The organism is Cellulomonas sp. PS-H5 (assembly GCF_019265565.1).
GTDB lineage: Bacteria > Actinomycetota > Actinomycetes > Actinomycetales > Cellulomonadaceae > Cellulomonas.
The window spans coordinates 13,615-31,438 of the sequence record NZ_JAHVCI010000010.1 but is presented as its reverse complement, the minus strand read 5'-3'; the positions used below and the strand labels follow the sequence as shown (position 1 = coordinate 31,438).

The 17,824-nt window shown below is 74.3% G+C and carries 19 protein-coding genes and 1 tRNA gene; 9 read left to right on the top strand and 11 right to left on the bottom strand.

Annotated features, from left to right (window positions below):
- Positions 1-50: 50 nt before the first annotated feature.
- Entirely contained in the window at positions 51-1,667 is a 1,617-nt protein-coding gene (locus J5O08_RS06310) for a methyl-accepting chemotaxis protein (RefSeq protein ID WP_218706036.1), read from the top strand.
- A gap of 120 nt (positions 1,668-1,787) precedes the next feature.
- On the opposite strand, the gene J5O08_RS06305 is transcribed toward J5O08_RS06310, so the two are convergent.
- On the bottom strand, positions 1,788-2,000 hold the full coding sequence (locus J5O08_RS06305; RefSeq protein ID WP_217614241.1) for a hypothetical protein: 213 nt from the start codon (positions 1,998-2,000) through the stop codon (positions 1,788-1,790).
- A 229-nt stretch (positions 2,001-2,229) separates the two neighbouring features.
- On the opposite strand from J5O08_RS06305, the gene J5O08_RS06300 reads away from it, so the two are divergent.
- Positions 2,230-3,744: an NAD(P)/FAD-dependent oxidoreductase gene (locus tag J5O08_RS06300; protein WP_218706035.1), complete on the top strand. Its 1,515-nt coding sequence runs from the start codon at positions 2,230-2,232 to the stop codon at positions 3,742-3,744.
- Between the two features lie 79 nt (positions 3,745-3,823).
- On the opposite strand, the gene J5O08_RS06295 is transcribed toward J5O08_RS06300, so the two are convergent.
- From J5O08_RS06295 to J5O08_RS06285, 3 genes are all read right to left on the bottom strand, one after another.
- Positions 3,824-4,825, bottom strand: a complete 1,002-nt coding sequence (locus tag J5O08_RS06295) for a glycine betaine ABC transporter substrate-binding protein (protein ID WP_218706034.1) — start codon at positions 4,823-4,825, stop codon at positions 3,824-3,826.
- Between the two features lie 155 nt (positions 4,826-4,980).
- Positions 4,981-5,736, bottom strand: a complete 756-nt coding sequence (locus J5O08_RS06290; RefSeq protein WP_218706033.1) for an ABC transporter permease — start codon at positions 5,734-5,736, stop codon at positions 4,981-4,983.
- A gap of 3 nt (positions 5,737-5,739) precedes the next feature.
- The gene (locus J5O08_RS06285) at positions 5,740-6,384 is read right to left on the bottom strand and encodes an ABC transporter permease (protein WP_246855406.1); all 645 of its coding nucleotides are present in this window, start codon (positions 6,382-6,384) and stop codon (positions 5,740-5,742) included.
- A 154-nt stretch (positions 6,385-6,538) separates the two neighbouring features.
- Between J5O08_RS06285 and J5O08_RS06280 the strand changes: the two genes are divergently transcribed.
- On the top strand, positions 6,539-7,588 hold the full coding sequence (locus J5O08_RS06280; protein ID WP_218706031.1) for an ABC transporter ATP-binding protein: 1,050 nt from the start codon (positions 6,539-6,541) through the stop codon (positions 7,586-7,588).
- A 10-nt stretch (positions 7,589-7,598) separates the two neighbouring features.
- Positions 7,599-8,516 (top strand): hypothetical protein, encoded by a 918-nt coding sequence (locus J5O08_RS06275; RefSeq protein ID WP_308281420.1) that lies wholly within the window; start codon positions 7,599-7,601, stop codon positions 8,514-8,516.
- Between the two features lie 145 nt (positions 8,517-8,661).
- Here J5O08_RS06275 and J5O08_RS06270 read toward each other — a convergent pair.
- The 5 genes from J5O08_RS06270 to J5O08_RS06250 form a co-directional block, all read right to left on the bottom strand.
- Positions 8,662-8,737: transfer RNA gene (locus J5O08_RS06270), tRNA-His, on the bottom strand.
- A 54-nt stretch (positions 8,738-8,791) separates the two neighbouring features.
- Positions 8,792-9,454: an oligoribonuclease gene (gene orn, locus J5O08_RS06265; RefSeq protein WP_308160838.1), complete on the bottom strand. Its 663-nt coding sequence runs from the start codon at positions 9,452-9,454 to the stop codon at positions 8,792-8,794.
- A 105-nt stretch (positions 9,455-9,559) separates the two neighbouring features.
- Entirely contained in the window at positions 9,560-9,763 is a 204-nt protein-coding gene (locus J5O08_RS06260) for a hypothetical protein (RefSeq protein WP_217614235.1), read from the bottom strand.
- Positions 9,764-9,950: 187 nt separating this feature from the next.
- Complete coding sequence (locus J5O08_RS06255; protein ID WP_308281418.1) at positions 9,951-10,613, bottom strand: alpha/beta fold hydrolase; 663 nt, start codon at positions 10,611-10,613, stop codon at positions 9,951-9,953.
- A gap of 2 nt (positions 10,614-10,615) precedes the next feature.
- Positions 10,616-11,233: an NADPH-dependent F420 reductase gene (locus J5O08_RS06250; RefSeq protein WP_218706029.1), complete on the bottom strand. Its 618-nt coding sequence runs from the start codon at positions 11,231-11,233 to the stop codon at positions 10,616-10,618.
- A 103-nt stretch (positions 11,234-11,336) separates the two neighbouring features.
- Here J5O08_RS06250 and J5O08_RS06245 point away from each other — a divergent pair, with 103 nt between their 5' ends.
- Positions 11,337-11,861 (top strand): MarR family winged helix-turn-helix transcriptional regulator, encoded by a 525-nt coding sequence (locus J5O08_RS06245; RefSeq protein ID WP_158373874.1) that lies wholly within the window; start codon positions 11,337-11,339, stop codon positions 11,859-11,861.
- 140 nt (positions 11,862-12,001) lie between these two features.
- Here J5O08_RS06245 and J5O08_RS06240 read toward each other — a convergent pair whose 3' ends face one another.
- Complete coding sequence (locus J5O08_RS06240; protein WP_218706028.1) at positions 12,002-12,430, bottom strand: PGPGW domain-containing protein; 429 nt, start codon at positions 12,428-12,430, stop codon at positions 12,002-12,004.
- 82 nt (positions 12,431-12,512) lie between these two features.
- Positions 12,513-13,187 carry a TetR/AcrR family transcriptional regulator gene (locus tag J5O08_RS06235; RefSeq protein ID WP_218706027.1) on the bottom strand — a complete coding sequence of 225 codons (675 nt, stop codon included), beginning with the start codon at positions 13,185-13,187 and terminating at the stop codon, positions 12,513-12,515.
- A gap of 219 nt (positions 13,188-13,406) precedes the next feature.
- Between J5O08_RS06235 and J5O08_RS06230 the strand changes: the two genes are divergently transcribed.
- The 4 genes from J5O08_RS06230 (at position 13,407) to J5O08_RS06215 (ending at position 17,822) form a co-directional block, all read left to right on the top strand.
- Complete coding sequence (locus J5O08_RS06230; protein WP_218706026.1) at positions 13,407-15,080, top strand: ABC transporter substrate-binding protein; 1,674 nt, start codon at positions 13,407-13,409, stop codon at positions 15,078-15,080.
- A gap of 62 nt (positions 15,081-15,142) precedes the next feature.
- Positions 15,143-15,964, top strand: coding sequence for an ABC transporter ATP-binding protein (locus J5O08_RS06225; RefSeq protein WP_217614228.1), 822 nt, complete (start codon positions 15,143-15,145; stop codon positions 15,962-15,964).
- Complete coding sequence (locus J5O08_RS06220; RefSeq protein WP_147796153.1) at positions 15,961-16,758, top strand: ABC transporter ATP-binding protein; 798 nt, start codon at positions 15,961-15,963, stop codon at positions 16,756-16,758. Before J5O08_RS06225 ends, J5O08_RS06220 begins: the two co-directional genes overlap by 4 nt.
- Positions 16,755-17,822: an ABC transporter permease gene (locus J5O08_RS06215; protein WP_218706025.1), complete on the top strand. Its 1,068-nt coding sequence runs from the start codon at positions 16,755-16,757 to the stop codon at positions 17,820-17,822. The genes J5O08_RS06220 and J5O08_RS06215 overlap by 4 nt, the downstream gene beginning before the upstream one ends.
- Positions 17,823-17,824: the final 2 nt, after the last annotated feature.

Genomic DNA, 17,824 nt, shown 5'->3' with positions numbered 1-17,824 from the left:
GGCGGGCCGAGTCGAGGCCCGCACCCCCACCGACGGACGGAGACCTCCGCATGCCCGCACCCGCCGCACCCGCAGCGCCCGACACCGGCCGGCGCCGCCGGCTCGTGACCGACGCCCCCGTGGGCGCCCGCATCGGCGCGGTGCTCGGCCTGCTGGCCGTCGCCGTCGGCGTCGTCGCCGGACTGGGCATCGCCCGGCTCGGCGGCCTCGAGTCGTCGATCGACCGGCTCGGCCGCGAGGCGATCGAGCCGCAGACCTACCTCGTGAACACGCAGCGCTGGTTCCAGGCCAGCCGGGCCCGGGTGCTGGAGTACGGCATGGTGGCGCCGGAGGACCGCGCGAAGATCGTCGACGACCGCGCCGGCTTCGACGCGGACGCGCTGCAGAACGTGGCGGACTACGAGCCGTACGTGCTCGACGACGCCGCGTACGCCGCGCTCGAGGACGCCTACGGCCGCTACCAGGCCGCCGCCGACGCCATCGAGCCCCTGGCCGACGAGAGCGCGACGGCGTACCACGACGCGTACGCGGACCAGGTGCGCGGGATCACGACCGAGATCGGCGACGCGCTCCAGGCGCTCACCGACTCCGTGTCCGCGCACGCGGCGGACGGCGTGGCGGACGCCTCCGCCGACGCACGGTCGGCGACGGTGCAGATGATCGCGGTCGGCGTGGTGGGCGTCCTGCTCGCCGCGGGCCTCGGGGTGCTGCTGGTGCGGCGGATCGTCCGCGACCTCGCGGCGGTGCAGCGCACGGTGCAGAGCATCGGCGACGGCGACCTCACCGTCTCCGTGCCGCTCGACTCCCGCGACGAGCTCGGCCGGATGGCGGGCTCGCTGAACGAGGCGCAGGGCTCGCTCCGCGCCCTGATGAGCGGCGTGGTGCACACGGCGCAGACGGTGGCGGCGGCCGCGGAGGAGCTGGCCGCCGCGTCGCAGCAGGTCGTGGCGGGCTCGGACGAGACGAGCGCGCAGGCAGGCGTGGTCGCGGCGGCCGCGGAGCAGGTGTCGCGCAACGTGCAGACGGTCGCGGCGGGCGCCGAGCAGATGGGCGCCTCGATCCGGGAGATCGCGCAGAACGCCTCGCAGGCGGCCAAGGTCGCAGGGCAGGCCACCGACGCGGCGGCCGTGACGAACGACCAGGTGGCGCGGCTCGGTGCCTCGTCGCAGGAGATCGGCAACGTGGTGAAGGTGATCACCTCCATCGCGGAGCAGACGAACCTGCTCGCGCTGAACGCCACGATCGAGGCGGCGCGGGCCGGTGAGGCGGGCAAGGGGTTCGCGGTCGTGGCCGGCGAGGTCAAGGAGCTCGCGCAGGAGACCGCCAAGGCCACCGAGGACATCGCGCGCCGGGTCGAGGCGATCCAGGCCGACACCAGCGGCGCGGTCGGGGCGATCGGCGAGATCTCGCACATCATCGCGAGCATCAACGACTACCAGCTGACCATCGCGTCGGCTGTGGAGGAGCAGACGGCGACGACCACGGAGATGTCCCGCTCGGTGGCCGAGGCCGCGACCGGCTCCGGCGAGATCGCGGTGAACATCACCGGCGTGGCGTCCGCCGCGACGCAGTCGTCCCAGACCCTCAACCAGATGGGCTCGGCCGTCGCGGAGCTCGCCCGGATGTCGGAGGACCTGCGCGGCCAGGTGTCGCGGTTCCGGTACTGACTCCCGGCTGCCCACGCCGCCGGGCGGTCCGGAGCAGGGGGCCGGACGTAGCGACCCCCCGTGCGCGCGAGCGGCGTGCACGGGGGGTCGCGGTGCGTGCGGCAGGCGCCGCGCGCGGGGTCAGTCGGCCTGCGCCTTGCGCCGGGCGGCGGCGCGGGCGCGCACGACGTCGGCGATCTGCTGCGCCTGCGCGCTGACGAGGCGGCGGAGGTCGTCGTAGCGGCGGTCGACCTCGGCGTCGGTCGCGTCGCTGTCGCGCGTGGCGATCCACGCGCGCTTGGCGGCGCGGATGTCGGCGTCCGTGATCTCGACGCGCCAGGGGTCCTCGTTCATGAGTACAAGGTCCCACCGCGATCGGCGGAAAGACCGGTTTCTCCCGACTTTCACCCGGCGACGGGGCGGGTGAAGGGCTCAATTCACCTGATAGCCGGTCGATCGCGCCCATCCTTCAAGTGCCGCTGGAGTGAGGGGGTCGCCCGCACGCCGACCTGCCGGAACCGCCCCGCCGGGCCACGATGGAGGCACCGCGGACCGCGGCACCCCGGAGGAACGGAGCGACGACATGACCGAGCGCACCCAGCGGACGGACGGGGACGGCGCCCCCGGCGACACCGTGACGTACGACGTCGTGGTCCTGGGCGCGGGCGCGGTGGGCGAGAACGCCGCCGACCGGGCCGGCCGCCTCGGGCTGTCCGTGCTGGTGGTCGAGCACGAGCTGGTCGGCGGGGAGTGCTCCTACTGGGCGTGCATGCCGTCGAAGGCCCTGCTGCGGCCGGGCGCGGTGCTCGCCGCGGCGCGGGCGGTGCCGGGCGCCGCCGAGCTGGTCCAGGGCACGCTCGACCCCGCCGCCGTGCTGGCCCGGCGCGACGAGTTCACCTCGCACTGGGACGACCACTCCCAGGTGGAGTGGCTGGACTCCGCCGGCATCGCGCTGCTGCGCGGCACCGCGCGGTTCACGGGCCCCAAGGAGCTGCTCGTCGAGAGCGAGGACGGCGACACCCGGGTCATCGCGCGGCACGCGGTGATCGTGTCCACCGGCAGCGAGCCGACGGTGCCCAGCATCCCCGGCCTGGCCGAGGCGCAGCCCTGGACCTCGCGCGAGGCGACCGCGGTCAAGGACGTGCCGTCGAGCCTGGTGGTCCTGGGCGGGGGCGTGGTCGGCGTCGAGATGGCGGTCGCCTACCGCGACCTGGGGGCCGAGGTCACGCTGCTCGTCCGCGGGGACCGGCTGCTCGACAAGGCCGAGCCGTTCGCCGCCGAGGAGGTGGCGGCAGGGCTGCGCGAGCTGGGCGTCGACCTGCGGTTCGGGACGAGCGCCACGCGGGTGGACCGCGACGAGCGCGGGGTGCACCTCACGGTCGAGGGCCCGCAGGGCGCCGACGAGCTGCACGCCGACGAGGTGCTCGTGGCCACCGGCCGGCGGCCGCGGACCACCGACCTCGGGCTGGACGTGATCGGGCTGGAGCCCGGCGCGCCGGTGGCCGTCGACGACGCCCTGCAGGCGACCGGGGTCCCGGACGGCTGGCTGTTCGCCGTCGGCGACGTCACGGGGCGCACCGCCACCACGCACCAGGGCAAGTACGACGCCCGGGTCGTGGGCGACGTCGTGGCCGCACGGTTCTCCGCGGACGTCGCGGAGCCGGGGGAGGGTGCCGCCGACGCCCGCGCCGCGGAGCGGGACGCCGGCGCCTTCAGCCGGTACCGGGCGTCCGCCGACCACGTGGCGGTGCCGCAGGTCGTGTTCACCCGGCCGGAGGTCGCCTGGGTCGGGCTGGCCGAGCAGCAGGCGCGCGACGCCGGCCTGCGGGTCCGGGCGGTGTCCTACCCGATCGGGTCCGTGGCGGGCGCGTCGGTCGCGGCCGACGGGTACTCCGGCACGGCCCAGGTCGTGATCGACGAGGACCGGGGCGTCCTCGTGGGGGCGACGTTCACCGGGCCCGACGCCGCGGAGCTGCTGCAGGCCGCGACGATCGCGGTGACGGGGGAGGTGCCGCTCGACCGGCTGTGGCACGCCGTCCCGGCGTACCCGACGGTCAGCGAGGTCTGGTTGCGGCTGCTGGAGACCGCCGGGCTCTGAGGGCCGGCGGCGGGGGCCGCGCACGACGCGAGGGGCGGGACCGTGCGGTCCCGCCCCTCGCGTCGTCGGTCGGGCAGGGTCAGCTCGCGAGCGAGCCGTCGCTCGACAGCACCAGGCCGATCGAGGCCTCGCCCTGGCGCACGGCGTCGCCGATCAGGCCGAAGTCGTAGCTCTTGAACTCGCTCACGGTGATCCCGTAGGTGTCCTCGAGCCCGATCTGGCAGAACGGCCGCTCCGGGCACTCCGCCGGGCCGGCGAGCACCACGCCGCCGGCGCAGGCCTCGGCCAGGTCGGAGAGGGTCGTCACGCCGTGCTCGTCGGCGAACTCGGAGGTCACGGCGAACGCGTTCTGGTCCTGGGCCTCCGACACCGCGCCGAAGGTCAGGCCCGCGGCGGTGCCCAGCTCGGTCAGGGCGGCCACGGTGTCGTCCGGGTCCCCGCTCGCGACCGGCTCGGCGTCCGCGCCGTTCGCGGACGTGTTGAGGAACTCCGCCAGCGTCGCGGCGTACTCCGGGGTGAGCGTGATCTGACCGCTCTGCAGGGCCGGGAGGTAGGTCTCGCGGTTGCCGATGGTCTGGACCTCGGCCGTGTAGCCGGCGGACCGCAGGACGTCGGCGTAGATCTCGGACAGCGTGGCGCTCTCCGAGAAGTTCGCGGCGCCGATGACGACGCTCTTGCCGCTGCCCGCGGCCGCGTCGCTCGCGGCCAGGCCCTCGTCCTCGACGAACTGCTGCGCCGCCTCGGTCGAGGTCTGCCGCTCGATGTCGACGGCCTTGTTCAGCTGGATCAGCTTGTCGGTGTCGAGCGCCGCGGACACGGTGTCGAGCAGCGGGATCAGGTTCGGGTCCGCCTGCGCCGCCGCGGCGTTCACCGCGGGGATGACGTTGTCGGCGTTCTGCAGGCCCTGGTCGTCCTCGAGCACGACCAGCTGGTCGCCCGCGACGGGCTCGCAGACCGTGCCGCCGGAGCCGCCCGCGGAGGTCTCGGCGGTGCCGCCGCCGGAGCCCGGGTCGCCGCAGGCCGCGAGCAGGAGGAGCAGGCCGGCCGCTGCGGCGGGGAGAGTGGTGCGACGTGCGTTCATGTGCGGGTCCTCTGGTCTCGGGTGGGCACACGGTGTGCGGTGCGGCTGGGGCACCGGACGGGTGGGTCGGTGGGCGTCGGGTGGCCGTCGATCATTCGACCGAGGTCGTCCGGGTGCGGCAACCGCTGCGGGCGGTCGTCGCGGTCACGATCGGGTCACGGTCTGCTGGTCGGGGTGGCGTCGGCGGCCGCGGGGGCCGGGGCGGGCTCGGAGGCGGCGCGGGGCCGGCGACGGCGAAGGCGGCCCGAGGTGGCGCGCATCGGGGCCGGTGTGAGCGCGTGCTGCACCGCGGCGAGCACGCCCTCGACGACGAGGCACAGCCCGGCGACGAGCAGGGCGCCGGCCACCACCTGGCCGTACCGCTGCAGGGCCATGCCCTGGACGATGATCGACCCGAGGCTCGAGCCGCCGACGAGCGCCGCGAGCGGCACCGTGGCGAGCACCTGGGTCGTGGCCGTGCGCAGGCCCGCGCCGACGAGCGGCAGCGCGAGCGGCAGCTCCACCAGCGCGAGCGAGCGGCCGCCCGACATCCCCACGCCGCGCGCGGCGTCCCGGACGTCCGCGTCCACCTCCATGAGGCCCGTGAACGTGTTGCTGAGGATCGGCGGGACCGCGAAGACCGCGACCGCGAGGACGGTGGCCGTCGCCCCGAACAGGCCGGTCGAGGCGAAGATCGTCAGCAGCGCGAACGTCGGCAGCGCGCGCGACGTGTTGGCCGCGACCACCGTGACGACGCCGCCGCGGCGCCGGTGGCCGAGCCACACGCCGAGCGGCAGCGCGACGAGCGCCGCGAGCAGCACGGCGAGCGCGCTGATCCGCAGGTGGTCGGCGCCCAGCGCGAGCACGCCGTCGCGCCCGGTCCAGTTGAGCGGGTCGTTCAGCCAGGTGAAGGCGTCCTGCAGCACGTCCACGGCTCAGGCCTCCCGTCCGCGCCGGGCCCACGGCGTCACCGCGCGGCCGACCAGCCAGAGCAGCAGGTCGAGCACGAGCGCCAGCGCGAGGCAGAGCAGCGTCGCCGTGAGGATCTCGGCGTGGTACTTGTTGTTCCGGAAGCCGCGGAACATGAGCTGGCCGAGGCCGCCGTAGCCGACGACGACGCCGACGGTCACGAGCGCCACCGTGGTGACGGTCGCGAGCCGGACGCCGGCGATGATCGCGGGCACCGCGTTGGGCAGCTCGACGGTCAGCAGCAGGCGCAGCCGGCCGTAGCCGAGGCCGCGCGCGGCGTCCCGGACGCTCTCGTCCACGCCGCCCAGGCCGACCAGCACGTTGCGCACCAGCACGAGCAGTGCGTACACCACCAGGCCGATCAGCACCGGCGTCCGCCCGATCCCGGTCCACGGCACGAGCACCGTGAACAGCGCGAGCGACGGGATCGTGTAGAGCACGCTGCTGGTGCCGACGATCGGGGCGGCGAGCCGCGGGCGCAGGTGCGCGAGCATCCCGAGCGGAACGGCGATCGCGCACGCGATGAGCACCGCCTGCACCGTGAGGCTCGCGTGCTGCTCCAGCGCGCGGGAGATGTCGCCCCAGTTCCGCTGGACGTAGTCCCACGACAGCCAGGGGTTGGCCGCGGGGTCGCCGGCGGCCGCCGCGACGTGGGCGGCGGTCGTCCCCGGGGTCTCGAGGCTGGTCACCGGCCCGACGCTACCGGGCACCCCCGACACGCGCCCGGTCGGGCGGCTGTCGGTGGGCGCGGGTACGGTCGTCGGCATGGCCACCGCGATCGCGTTCGACCACGTCCGCAAGGCGTACGCCGACGGCACCGTCGCGGTGGGCGACCTGTCGCTCGACGTGCAGGAGCACGAGCTGCTCGCGCTCGTGGGGCCCTCCGGCTGCGGCAAGTCGACGACGCTGCGGATGGCGAACCGCCTGGTCGAGCCCACCTCGGGCCGGATCTTCCTCGACGGCGACGACGTCACCGACGTGGACGCCGTCGCCCTGCGCCGCCGCATCGGCTACGTCATCCAGAACGTCGGGCTGTTCCCGCACCGCACCGTCGAGCAGAACGTCGGCACGGTGCCGCGGCTGCTGGGCTGGGACAAGCGGCGCACCCGGGCCCGCACGGCCGAGCTGCTGGAGCTCGTCGGCCTCGCGCCGGACCGGTACGCCCGGCGCTACCCGCACGAGCTGTCCGGCGGCGAGCGGCAGCGCGTCGGCGTCGCCCGCGCCCTCGCGACGGACCCGCCGGTGCTGCTGATGGACGAGCCGTTCGGCGCGGTCGACCCCGTCGGCCGCCGCCGCCTGCAGGCCGAGTTCCGCCGGATCAAGGACGAGCTCGGGACCACCGTGATGCTCGTCACCCACGACGTCGACGAGGCGGTGCGGCTGGCGGACCGGGTGGCGGTGCTCAGCCGCGGCGGGCACCTCGAGCAGCTGTCCGACCCGGTGCGGCTGCTCGCCGCTCCCGCCAGCCCGGCCGTCGCCGACCTGGTCGGCACGGGCGCGGCGGTCCGGCTGCTCGCGCTGGGTCGCGTCGAGCGGCGCGACCTCGGCCCGGTGACCGGCGCCGGCCCCGCCTCCGCGAACGGCCGCACCCGGGCGGCGGCGCTCCACGTGGGCGACCCGCTCGACACCGCGTTCGCCGCGCTGGCGGCCGAGCCGACGGGCCGCGTCCCGGTGCACGAGGGGGAGCAGGTCGTCGGGGAGCTCGACGCGCCCGGCGTGCTCGCCGCGCTGCAGCGGCTGGTCGACGGGGCGCAGGACGCGGTCCCGAGCCCGGCCGCCGGGGAGCCCGAGCCGTCCGCCGGAGCGCGTGGGTAGTCTGCCCAGGGTGACCACTCGCCTCGCCCTCGCCACCTGCGCCGCCCTGCCGGACCTCGACCCCGACGACGCGCCCCTCGTGACGGCGCTGCGGGACCGCGGCCTGGAGGTCGAGACGCCCGTCTGGAACGCCGCCGACGTCGACTGGTCGTCGTACGACGCCGTCGTGGTCCGCTCCACCTGGGACTACACCGAGCACCCGCGCGACTTCCGCTGGTGGACCCAGCGTGTCGCCCAGGCGTCCCGGCTCATCAACCCGGCCCAGGCGCTCACCTGGAACATCGACAAGATCTACCAGCGCGCGATGGAGGCCGTCGGCCTGCCGATCGTCCCGACGATCTGGATGGACCCGGCCCGCAACTTCAACGCCCGCGCGATCCACACCCGGTTCCCGGCCTTCGGCGAGTTCGTGATCAAGCCCACGATCAGCGCCGGCTCCCGCGACACCGGCCGGTACGCCGCCGACGAGACGCCGTCCCGCGCGCTCGCGATCCAGCACGTGAAGCACCTGCTCGACGACGGCCGGCACGTCATGGTGCAGCGCTACCTCAAGCAGGTCGACACCGTCGGCGAGACGGCGCTGGTCTACTTCGACGGCGAGCTGTCGCACGCGGTCCGCAAGGCGCCGCTGCTGGAGGGCCCGTACCGCGCGGGCGACACCGACGGCGTCCTCTACAAGGAGGAGGTCATGACCCCGCGCGACGCCTCGGAGGCGGAGCTCGCCCTCGGGCAGCGGGTCGTCGACGCCCTCCCGCAGCTGCTGCCCGGCCTCGAGCAGCCGCTCGCGTACACCCGGGTCGACCTGATCCCGGACGACGAGGGCAACCCGGTGGTCCTGGAGCTCGAGCTGATCGAGCCGAGCTTCTTCTTCGCGCAGGCGCCGGAGGCGGTCGACCGCTTCGCGGACGCGATCCTGCGCCGCCTCTGACGCGGCGCGAGGCGCGAGGTCGTCGGTTGCGCCCGAGGTCGTCGGTTCCGCCGCCCCCGCGGTGGCCGGAACCGACGACCTCGGCGCGCCGAGGTTGCAGCAACGGCGAAGGGCGCCGCTCCCGGGGGAGCGGCGCCCTTCGCGCTGGGGTGGCTAACGGGACTTGAACCCGCGACCTCCTGGACCACAACCAGGCGCTCTACCACCTGAGCTATAGCCACCACGACCCCGGAGCTCCGGGGCCGTCGACAAGCATACCGGGTGTTCGAGGGTCCTCAGGACGTGGCGGTCGTGCCGCGGTGCGCGGCGGCCACGGAGGTGGCCTCGATCTGCGTCGCGATCGCCTTCGCGGCCTTGGAGTCCGGGCCGGGCTGGGGGACCAGGAGCGCCGCGCGGTAGTACCGCAGCTCGTCGATGCTCTCCAGGATGTCGGCGAGCGCGCGGTGCCCGCCGTTCTTCTTCGGGGAGGAGAAGTAGACCCGCGGGTACCAGCGGCGCGCGAGCTCCTTGATCGAGGAGACGTCGATGATCCGGTAGTGCAGGTGGCCGACCAGCTCGGGCATGTCCCGGTCGAGGAACACCTTGTCGGTGCCGACCGAGTTGCCTGCGAGCGGGGCCTTGCCGGCCTCGGGCACGTGCTCGCGGATGTACGCGAGCACCTGGGCCTGGGCGTCCTCGAGCGTGGTGCCGGTGGCGAGCGCGTCGAGCAGGCCGGAGCTGGTGTGCATGTCGCGGACGAAGTCGCCCATCTGCGCCAGGGACTCGGCGGGCGGCGCGATGATGACGTCGACGCCCTCGCCGAGGACGTTGAGCTCGGAGTCGGTGACGACGGCAGCGACCTCGACGAGCGCGTCCTGGACGCTGTCCAGGCCGGTCATCTCGCAGTCGATCCAGACGATCCGGTCGGCCTTGCCGTTGCCGTTGTTCAGGGTGCTCACCCGCTCAGGGTACGGGTGAGCCCGCCGGACGGGGTGTCCGACGGGCTCACCGGGTCGTGCGGGCGGCGCGGCGGCCGCCGGAGCCGGCCACGGGGGCGTCCCGGGTCAGCGGATGGCGGCGACCGTGGTGGTCGCCGGCAGCAGGGCCCGCAGGCGCGGCTGCCGGCGCGGTTCCGGCGGTCGACCGCGGGTCTCGGCGCCGGGTCTGCGCTCGGCGCGCCGGGCGGCGTGCCGGGACAGCAGGCGGGCGGTCTCGATGCGCTCGCGGTGGTCGGCCTGGATCAGGTCGAACGTCAGCGTGGGGTGCATGGTGGGTGGGTCCTTCGAACGTTCCGGGAGGGGCCTGGCCGGGCCCCGGGACTCACCGCGCGGTGAGCAGAACGCTCCCACCCCCACCCTCCGCGGGTCACGCGTTTATCGGACGTCGAGGTCGAGGGTTCGCCCGCCCGGAGCCGCCTGGAACCCTCGACCTCGGCGGAAACCCTCGACCTCGGCGTCAGCCCACCGGCATGGCGCGGGAGAGGAACGCCGCGACGTCCGCCAGGACGCGGGCGTCGATGCCGTGGGCCAGGCCGGCGTACTCGCGGTGCTCCAGGGCCGCGTGCGTCGCGAGCCACGCGGCCGTCCTCGTCGTGGCCGCGCGCGGGATCACCGGGTCCACGTCCCCGTGGCCGAGCAGCACCGGCACCCGCGGGTCCCGGGCGGCCAGCGCCGCGTCGCCCGGCTCCTCGGCGTCGAGCGCGAACCCCGACAGCACGACCGCCGCCGCGAACCGGTCGGGCCGCGCGCGCAGCAGCTGCGTCGCCATCAGCCCGCCCTGGGAGAACCCGAGCAGCGCGACCGGCCGGGCCCCGACCCGCGCGTCCGCGTCGAGCCAGGCCAGCAGAGCGTCGGCGGCCGCCCGGACGCGCGCCGGGTCCGGGTGCCCCGGGGTCGCCAGCGGCGCCCAGGCGAACCCGGGCCCGCCGACCAGCGGCCCGCGCGGCGCGGCCAGCGCGATCCCGCCAGGCAGGTGCGGGGCCAGGCCGAGCAGGTCGCCCTCGTGCGAGCCGTAGCCGTGCAGCAGCACGAGCAGCGGCGCGTCCGGCCCCGGGGCGGCGCCGGGGGTGTGCGCCCACCGGGCCGCCGCGGGGTCGACCGCGAGCGCGTCGTCGATCACGCTCAGCGCTCCAGGGCGAAGCCGGACGTCCAGGACGTCTTCTCGCCGGCGGCCAGCGTCATCTGCAGGAAGCCGAGCGCCTCGAGCTCGTGCGCCCGCTTCAGCGAGCCCGCGTCGACGGCGCGCAGGCCGCCGCCCTCGACGACCCCGGCCAGCGCGGCCTTGGCGTCCGCGTCGTCGCCCGCGATCAGCACGGTCGTCGGCAGGGAGCCGACCGTGCCGGAGGCCAGCGTCGCCGCGAAGTTGGTGCTGAACGCCTTGAGCACGCGGGCCTGGGGCAGGAGCGCGGCGAGCTCGGCGGTCGCGGACGAGTCGGCGGGGACGACCAGCGAGTCGAAGGTCGCGAAGTCGACGGGGTTGGTGGTCTCGACGACCACGCGGCCCGCGAAGCCGTCGGGGTACTGCGCCGCCACCTCGGCCAGCGCCGGGTAGGGGAGGGCGAGCACGACGACCTCGCCGGTGACGGCGTCGCCCACGGTGCCGGCGGTCACGGCCGGGTCCACGGCGGCGGCCTTGGCGGCGTCGCGCGCGAGCACCTGCACGTCGGCGCCGGCCTTCAGCGCCAGGCGCGCCACCGCGCCGCCGATGTTGCCCGCCCCGATGATGGTCACGCTGGTCATGTCTGCTCCTCGATGGCTCGCTCCGCGGCAACCGACATGTTGTCGCTTCAACCAACGTACGACTTTCAGGTTGAAGCGTCAACCATTCGCTAGGATGTCCGTCATGACCGACGACACCCGCTGGCTCAGCGCGCGCGAGCTGCAGGCCTGGATGCGCCTGGAGGCCGTCGCGGAGCTGCTGCCCGCCGCGCTCGACCACCAGCTGCAGCGCGACGCCGACCTGTCGCACTACGACTACCTGGTGCTCGCCAAGCTGTCCGAGGCGCCCGACCGCACGCTCCGGATGAGCGGGCTCGCGGCCAGCACCAACGCCACGCTGCCGCGGCTGTCGCACGTCGCCGCCCGGCTCGAGGCGCGCGGGTTCCTCACCCGCACCCGCGACGAGGGGGACCGGCGCGCGACGCTCGCCACGCTCACCGAGGAGGGCTGGCGGAAGGTCGTCGCCACGGCGCCGTCGCACGTGGGGGAGGTGCGCCGGCTGGTCGTGGACCGGCTGACGGCGGAGCAGGTCGAGCAGCTCGACGCCATCGCGCTCGCGGTCCTCGGCGCCCTGGACCCGGAGAACCGGCTCCAGGCGCAGAACCCGGTCGTCGACCCCGCGGACGCCTGCGGCAACGAGGCGGGCTGACCCGGCGCCCGGCGGCTGTGCGGCGCGCGACGGGCCGGCTGGTCCCCACCTGATTCTCGCGCCGTCGCCCGATCGATCGGTGGTCGGCGCGAGGATCGGGTGGGGTTCAGGCGCGGGGTGCCTCCGGCGCCCCGCGGTGGTCAGGCCGCCGGCGCCCCCCGGCGGGCGGCAGCGGCGGCCGCCGCGGCGCGGCGCTCGGCAGCGCGACGGGCCCGGCGTTCGCGGAACGCGTGCCAGTACCGCAGCACCAGCGCCTTGAGCCGGTGGTTGAACCGCTGGATCACGGCGAACTCGGTCCCGAGGATGCCCAGCCCGAGGAAGATCGCGAGCCAGCCCGGCCCGGGCAGCACGAGCATCGCGATGCCCGCGAGGACGACGGTCACCCCGACCACCGTCACGACCACCTTGTAGGTCAGCCGCAGCCACGGCCGGCTGTCCAGCCGCGCGCGCAGCCGGGCCAGGGCGCGGTGCGCCCCGGTGTCGGTGCGCTCGCCCGCGGCGATCTCGGCGGCGAGGCCCTCGGCGGGCGCGGGCCCGTCGACGGGGCCGGCGGGGGTCGGTGACGTCATGCCAGCAGAGACGACCGGGCCGCCCGGTTTGTTCCCGGCGGCGCGGGTGAGCCCTCGGGCGGCGCGGCCGCGCCCCCGGCGGTCAGGCGTCCGCGCCGCCCGCGGCGCTCCCGCCGACCCCGCCCGCGCCCAGCAGCGACGGCCGCGGGTCCAGCACCGCGGAGACCAGCGCCTCGATCGCGAACGCGCTCGCCTCGGCGAGCTCCACGTCGTCCCGGGCCAGCAGCCACTGCACCTGCAGCCCGTCCATCACCGCCAGGATCGACGCGGCGGCGCGGTCGACCGTCTCGGGCACGGTGACCCCGCGCTCGGCGCAGACGTCCTCGAACGCGTCGCGGAGGTCCTGGCGCAGCGTGCGGTACCGCTCCTCGAAGTACGCCCGCCCGGGGTGGCCGTCGGTCACCGACTCCGCGGACAGCACCGCGTACGCCTGGACGATGCCGTGGCGGCTCTCGTTGGCGAACGCGGTGCGCACGAGGTGCCGGAACCGGTCCAGCCCGTCCGGCATCCGCTGGTCCTGCAGCCCCTCGACGTCGGTGCGGTCGCGGTACTTGAGGACCTCCACGAGCAGCTGGTCCTTGGACCCGAAGTGGTGCAGGATCCCGGCGTGCGTCATGCCGACCTGGTCGGCGATCTCGGTGAGCGGGCCCCGGTTGTACCCCTTCGCGCCGAAGGTGGCGGTGGCGGCACGCAGGATCTCGGTGCGCTTGGCCAGGGTCTCCGGCCGGGCCCGCGGGACGTGCCTCGTGGTGCTCATCCGTTCCTCGCATCCTCGTGTCGCGCCCCTCGACGCGCGGCCAACCCTAGTGGCGCCGACCGCGGCCCCGACCCCCCGGGTCACGACTTGGTCACGGCTCCAGCAGAGGGCTGGAAAGAACTTACTGACAGTGTAGTAACGTTCCGGCCAGCGCGATCGCGACGACGCGGCGCGACCTCACAGGTGCCCGTGCGGGCGCCTCGTTTCGAAGGAGAAACCATGAGGGTGAAGTTCCCGGTGATCGCGCTCGGCCTGGCCGCCGCGCTGGCGCTGACGGCCTGCTCCGGAGAGTCGGGGGGCGGGGAGAGCAGCTCGACCGGCGGGGGCGGTGCCGCGCTGACCATCGCGAAGCCGGACGGCGCCATCACCACCGAGTCGAACAACCCGTTCCTCGGGGACAGCTCGGCCAGCATGTACGGCTACCGCTACGCCATGTTCGAGACCATGGCGCTGGTCAACACCGCGGACCCGACCGTCGTCACCCCGCGGCTCGCCTCGAGCGTGGAGTGGAACGCGGACTACACCGAGCTCACGGTCACCGCGCGCGAGGGGGTCACCTGGCAGGACGGCGAGCCGTTCACCATCGACGACATCGTCGGCACGTTCGACATGTACCTCGACGGCCGGCTCACCGACACCGCCGCGCTGGACTACCTGGGCGCCGAGGTCGACGGCGACTCGGCGACGCTGAAGTTCGGCAACTCCAAGTTCGTCAAGCGGGGCACGGTGCTGCACGTCCCGATCGTCCCGAAGCACATCTGGGACACCCTCGACGACCCCTCGACCGCGGCCCTGACGGGGGAGGGCGAGGCCATCGGGACCGGCCCCTACGTCCTGTCCAGCTGGTCGACGGAGTCCGTGACCCTCACGGCCAACCCGGACTACTGGGACGGCGAGCTGGCGGTCCCCGAGCTGCACTACGTCTCGTACGGCGACAACTCCGCGCTGGCCACGGCCCTGACCACCGGCGAGGCGGACTGGGCGCAGGCGTTCCTGCCGCAGGTCCAGGAGACCTTCCTCGACAAGGACCCGGCGAACCGCTATCGGGTCACCCCGACCGCCGGCGCGGGGACGCTGTTCCTCAACCTCACCCGCAAGCCGTTCGACGACGTCGCGCTGCGCGAGGCGCTCGCGTGGACCATCGACCGCGACGCCTACGTCGAGATCGCCCGCGAGGGCGCGTCGGCCGTCGTCGACTCGGTGACCGGCCTCGGCCCGTCGCTGGAGCCGGACGTCGTCGACGAGTTCGCGGGGGAGACCTACGAGGTCGACCTCGACAAGGCGGAGTCCATCCTGGAGGACGCCGGCTACACGGGCGTCGGCGACAAGCTGGTGGACCCGGACGGCGAGCCGGTGACCTTCTCGATCTCGGTCCCCGCGGGGTGGACCGACTGGAACACCGAGCAGGCGCTGATCTCCGAGCAGCTGAAGGAGCTCGGCATCGAGGTCACGATCGACCAGCCCGACTGGGGCGGCTGGGACGAGGCCCGCAAGACGGGCAACTTCGACGCGATCATCCACTGGCTCGACGGCGAGGGCGCCTGGGGCGTCTACGACTCGATCATGGGGACCCGCTGGATCACGACCGACGACGCCGGCGTCGAGAACGCCGACTTCAACTTCGGGCGGTACAGCAACCCGGAGGTCGACGCGGCGCTGAACACCTACGCGAGCACCGACAACGACGCCGACCGCGCCGCCGCGATGACCACGCTGCAGCAGGCGTTCGTCCGGGACGTCCCCGCGATCCCGCTGGGCTCGCACCCGCTGCTGGGCCTGTTCAACGAGCGCAGCTACACCGGCTGGCCGACCGAGGACGACATGTACGCCTCGGCCGACCCGACGCAGCCCGAGGTCGCCCTCGTCCTGAGCACCCTCGAGCCCACCGAGTGACCCCGTGCCAGGGGGCGGCCCTCGGCCGCCCCCTGGCACCCCCACGCAAGGAGACCCCCCAGATGAGCGACCCCCTCCTGTCGGTGAGGGACTTCTCGGTCCGGTACGAGACCGCCGCACCCGTGGACGCGGTCAGGGACGTGTCCCTCACCGTGCACCGGGGCGAGGTCCTCGGGCTCGCCGGCGAGTCCGGCTGCGGCAAGACCACCCTCGCCTACGGCGTCCAGCGCCTGCTCAAGCCCCCGGCCGTGATCCCCGGCGGGTCCGTCACCTGGCACGACGCCGACGGCACCGACACCGACCTCCTCGCCCTCGACGCCGCCGCGCTGCGCGCGTTCCGGTGGGACAAGATCTCGATGGTGTTCCAGGGCGCGATGAGCGCCCTGAACCCGGTGGCGACGGTCGGCGCCCAGCTCGCCGACGTCTTCGAGGTGCACCGCCCCGCGATGTCCCGGGCCGGGCGCACCGCCGCGGTCGCCGAGCTGCTCGAGATCGTCAAGGTCGGCGCGGCCCGCAGCAGGAGCTACCCGCACGAGCTGTCCGGCGGGATGCGCCAGCGCATCATGATCGCGATGGCGCTCGCGCTGCGCCCGCAGCTCGTCGTCATGGACGAGCCGACGACGGCGCTGGACGTGCTCGTGCAGCGGGAGATCCTGCGGGAGATCACGAGCCTGCGCGAGGCGTTCGGGTTCTCGGTCGTCTTCATCACCCACGACCTGCCGCTGCTGCTCGAGATCTCCGACCGCATCGCGATCATGCGGGCCGGGCAGATCGTCGAGCTCGACACGGCGGCGAACATCTGGTTCCGGCCGCAGCACGACTACACGAAGACCCTGCTGTCGTCGTTCCCCCGGCTGACGGCCGAGCGGGCGGTGAACCGATGACCTCGATCGACGTCCAGGGCGTCTCGAAGACCTACCGCGTCCGCGGCGCGGGATCCATCGACGCGCTGTCCGACGTGTCGTTCACGCTGTCGAGCGGGCAGACCATCGGCATGGTGGGCCAGTCCGGCTCCGGCAAGTCGACCGTCGCCAAGATCCTGACCCAGATGGAGCGGCCCACCAGCGGCCGGGTGCTCCTCGACGGCCGGCCGGTCCCGACCCGGGGCGCGGCGTTGCGCGCCTACCGCCAGCGGCTGCGGATGGTGTTCCAGGACCCGTTCGCGTCGCTGAACCCGTACCACTCGATCCGGCACCACGTGGAGCGCCCGCTCGCGCTGTCCGGGGTCGTCCCGCCCGACCAGGTCGACGCCGAGGTGCACCGCCTGCTGGACAAGGTCCAGCTCGACGCCGCGGTCGTCGACCGCCGGCCGCACGAGCTGTCCGGCGGCCAGCGGCAGCGGGTCGCGATCGCCCGGGCCCTGGCCCCGCGCCCGGCCCTGCTCGTCGCGGACGAGCCCGTCTCGATGCTCGACGTGTCCCTGCGGATGGGGGTGCTGTCCCTGCTGTCCGACATCCAGGCCGAGGACGGCCTCGGGGTGCTCTACATCACCCACGACCTCGCCACGGCGCGGTACTTCTCGGACGAGATCATCGTGCTCAACCAGGGGCGGATCGTCGAGCACGGCTCGGCCGACGACGTCATCCTGCGCCCGCAGCACCCGTACACCCGGGAGCTCCGCGAGGCGTCCCCCGACCCCGAGCGCTTCTTCGTCGACAGCGCCGGAGGTGCGCGATGACCACGACCACCAGCCCGCAGACCGACGTGGTCGCCGACGGGACGACCGCGACCCGCGCGGAGCGGTCCCGGCCCCGGGTCCCCTGGCGGTTCATCGGCCGGCGCGTCGCGTTCTACCTGTTCACCCTCTGGGCCGCGATCACCATCAACTTCTTCGTGCCCCGCCTGATGAAGGGCGACGCGGTCGACAACTACCTCGCCCGCAACCGCGGGATGTCCCCGGAGGCGGCCGACGCGCTGCGCGCCCTGCTCGGCCTGGACTCCGACCGGTCGCTGTGGCAGCAGTACGTCGACTACCTCGGGATGCTCGCCCGCGGCGACCTCGGCATCGCGATCACCCACGGCCTGCAGCCGGTCGGCCAGGTCATCGCGAACGCGCTGCCGTGGACCGTGGGCCTGATCGGGCTGGCGACCGTGATCTCGTTCCTGATCGGCACGGTCGGGGGCGCGGTCGTCGGCTGGCGCCGCGGGTCGCGCCTGGACGCCCTCATCCCGGTCACGACCTTCCTGTCGACCGTCCCGTACTTCTGGATCGGGCTGATGGCGATCTCGGTCTTCGCCGTCACGCTCGGCTGGTTCCCCATCGGCAAGGCGTACGGGATCGGCACCACGCCGGGCCTGTCGCTGGAGTTCGCCGGCCAGGTGATCAGGCACGGGACGCTGCCGCTGGCCACGATCGTCGTCGCCTCGCTCGGCGGCTGGATGCTCGGGATGCGCAACATGATGCTCACGGTCCTCGACGAGGACTACGTCACCGTGGCGCAGGCCAAGGGCATGCCGAACCGGCGGGTCCTGTGGCGCTACGCCGCGCGCAACGCCGTCCTGCCGCAGATCCAGTCGTTCGCCCTGTCGATCGGCTTCATCGTCGGCGGCGCGATCATCGTCGAGCAGGTCTTCTCCTACCCGGGCGTCGGCAAGATGCTCCTCGACGCCACCAACGCCAAGGACTACGCGCTCATGCAGGGCGGTTTCCTGGTGATCGTGCTGGCCGTCCTGATCGCCAACATCCTGGCGGACGTCGCCTACGCGGTCCTCGATCCCCGTACCCGCCAGTCGGAGGCCTGAGA

Coding starts and splice junctions, on each gene's coding strand:
- J5O08_RS06310 (WP_218706036.1), top strand. CDS start 51: ATGCCCGCACCCGCCGCACCCGCAGCGCCCGACACCGGCCGGCGCCGC.
- J5O08_RS06305 (WP_217614241.1), bottom strand. CDS start 2,000: ATGAACGAGGACCCCTGGCGCGTCGAGATCACGGACGCCGACATCCGC.
- J5O08_RS06300 (WP_218706035.1), top strand. CDS start 2,230: ATGACCGAGCGCACCCAGCGGACGGACGGGGACGGCGCCCCCGGCGAC.
- J5O08_RS06295 (WP_218706034.1), bottom strand. CDS start 4,825: ATGAACGCACGTCGCACCACTCTCCCCGCCGCAGCGGCCGGCCTGCTC.
- J5O08_RS06280 (WP_218706031.1), top strand. CDS start 6,539: ATGGCCACCGCGATCGCGTTCGACCACGTCCGCAAGGCGTACGCCGAC.
- J5O08_RS06260 (WP_217614235.1), bottom strand. CDS start 9,763: ATGCACCCCACGCTGACGTTCGACCTGATCCAGGCCGACCACCGCGAG.
- J5O08_RS06250 (WP_218706029.1), bottom strand. CDS start 11,233: ATGACCAGCGTGACCATCATCGGGGCGGGCAACATCGGCGGCGCGGTG.
- J5O08_RS06245 (WP_158373874.1), top strand. CDS start 11,337: ATGACCGACGACACCCGCTGGCTCAGCGCGCGCGAGCTGCAGGCCTGG.
- J5O08_RS06240 (WP_218706028.1), bottom strand. CDS start 12,430: ATGACGTCACCGACCCCCGCCGGCCCCGTCGACGGGCCCGCGCCCGCC.
- J5O08_RS06235 (WP_218706027.1), bottom strand. CDS start 13,187: ATGAGCACCACGAGGCACGTCCCGCGGGCCCGGCCGGAGACCCTGGCC.
- J5O08_RS06230 (WP_218706026.1), top strand. CDS start 13,407: ATGAGGGTGAAGTTCCCGGTGATCGCGCTCGGCCTGGCCGCCGCGCTG.
- J5O08_RS06225 (WP_217614228.1), top strand. CDS start 15,143: ATGAGCGACCCCCTCCTGTCGGTGAGGGACTTCTCGGTCCGGTACGAG.
- J5O08_RS06220 (WP_147796153.1), top strand. CDS start 15,961: ATGACCTCGATCGACGTCCAGGGCGTCTCGAAGACCTACCGCGTCCGC.
- J5O08_RS06215 (WP_218706025.1), top strand. CDS start 16,755: ATGACCACGACCACCAGCCCGCAGACCGACGTGGTCGCCGACGGGACG.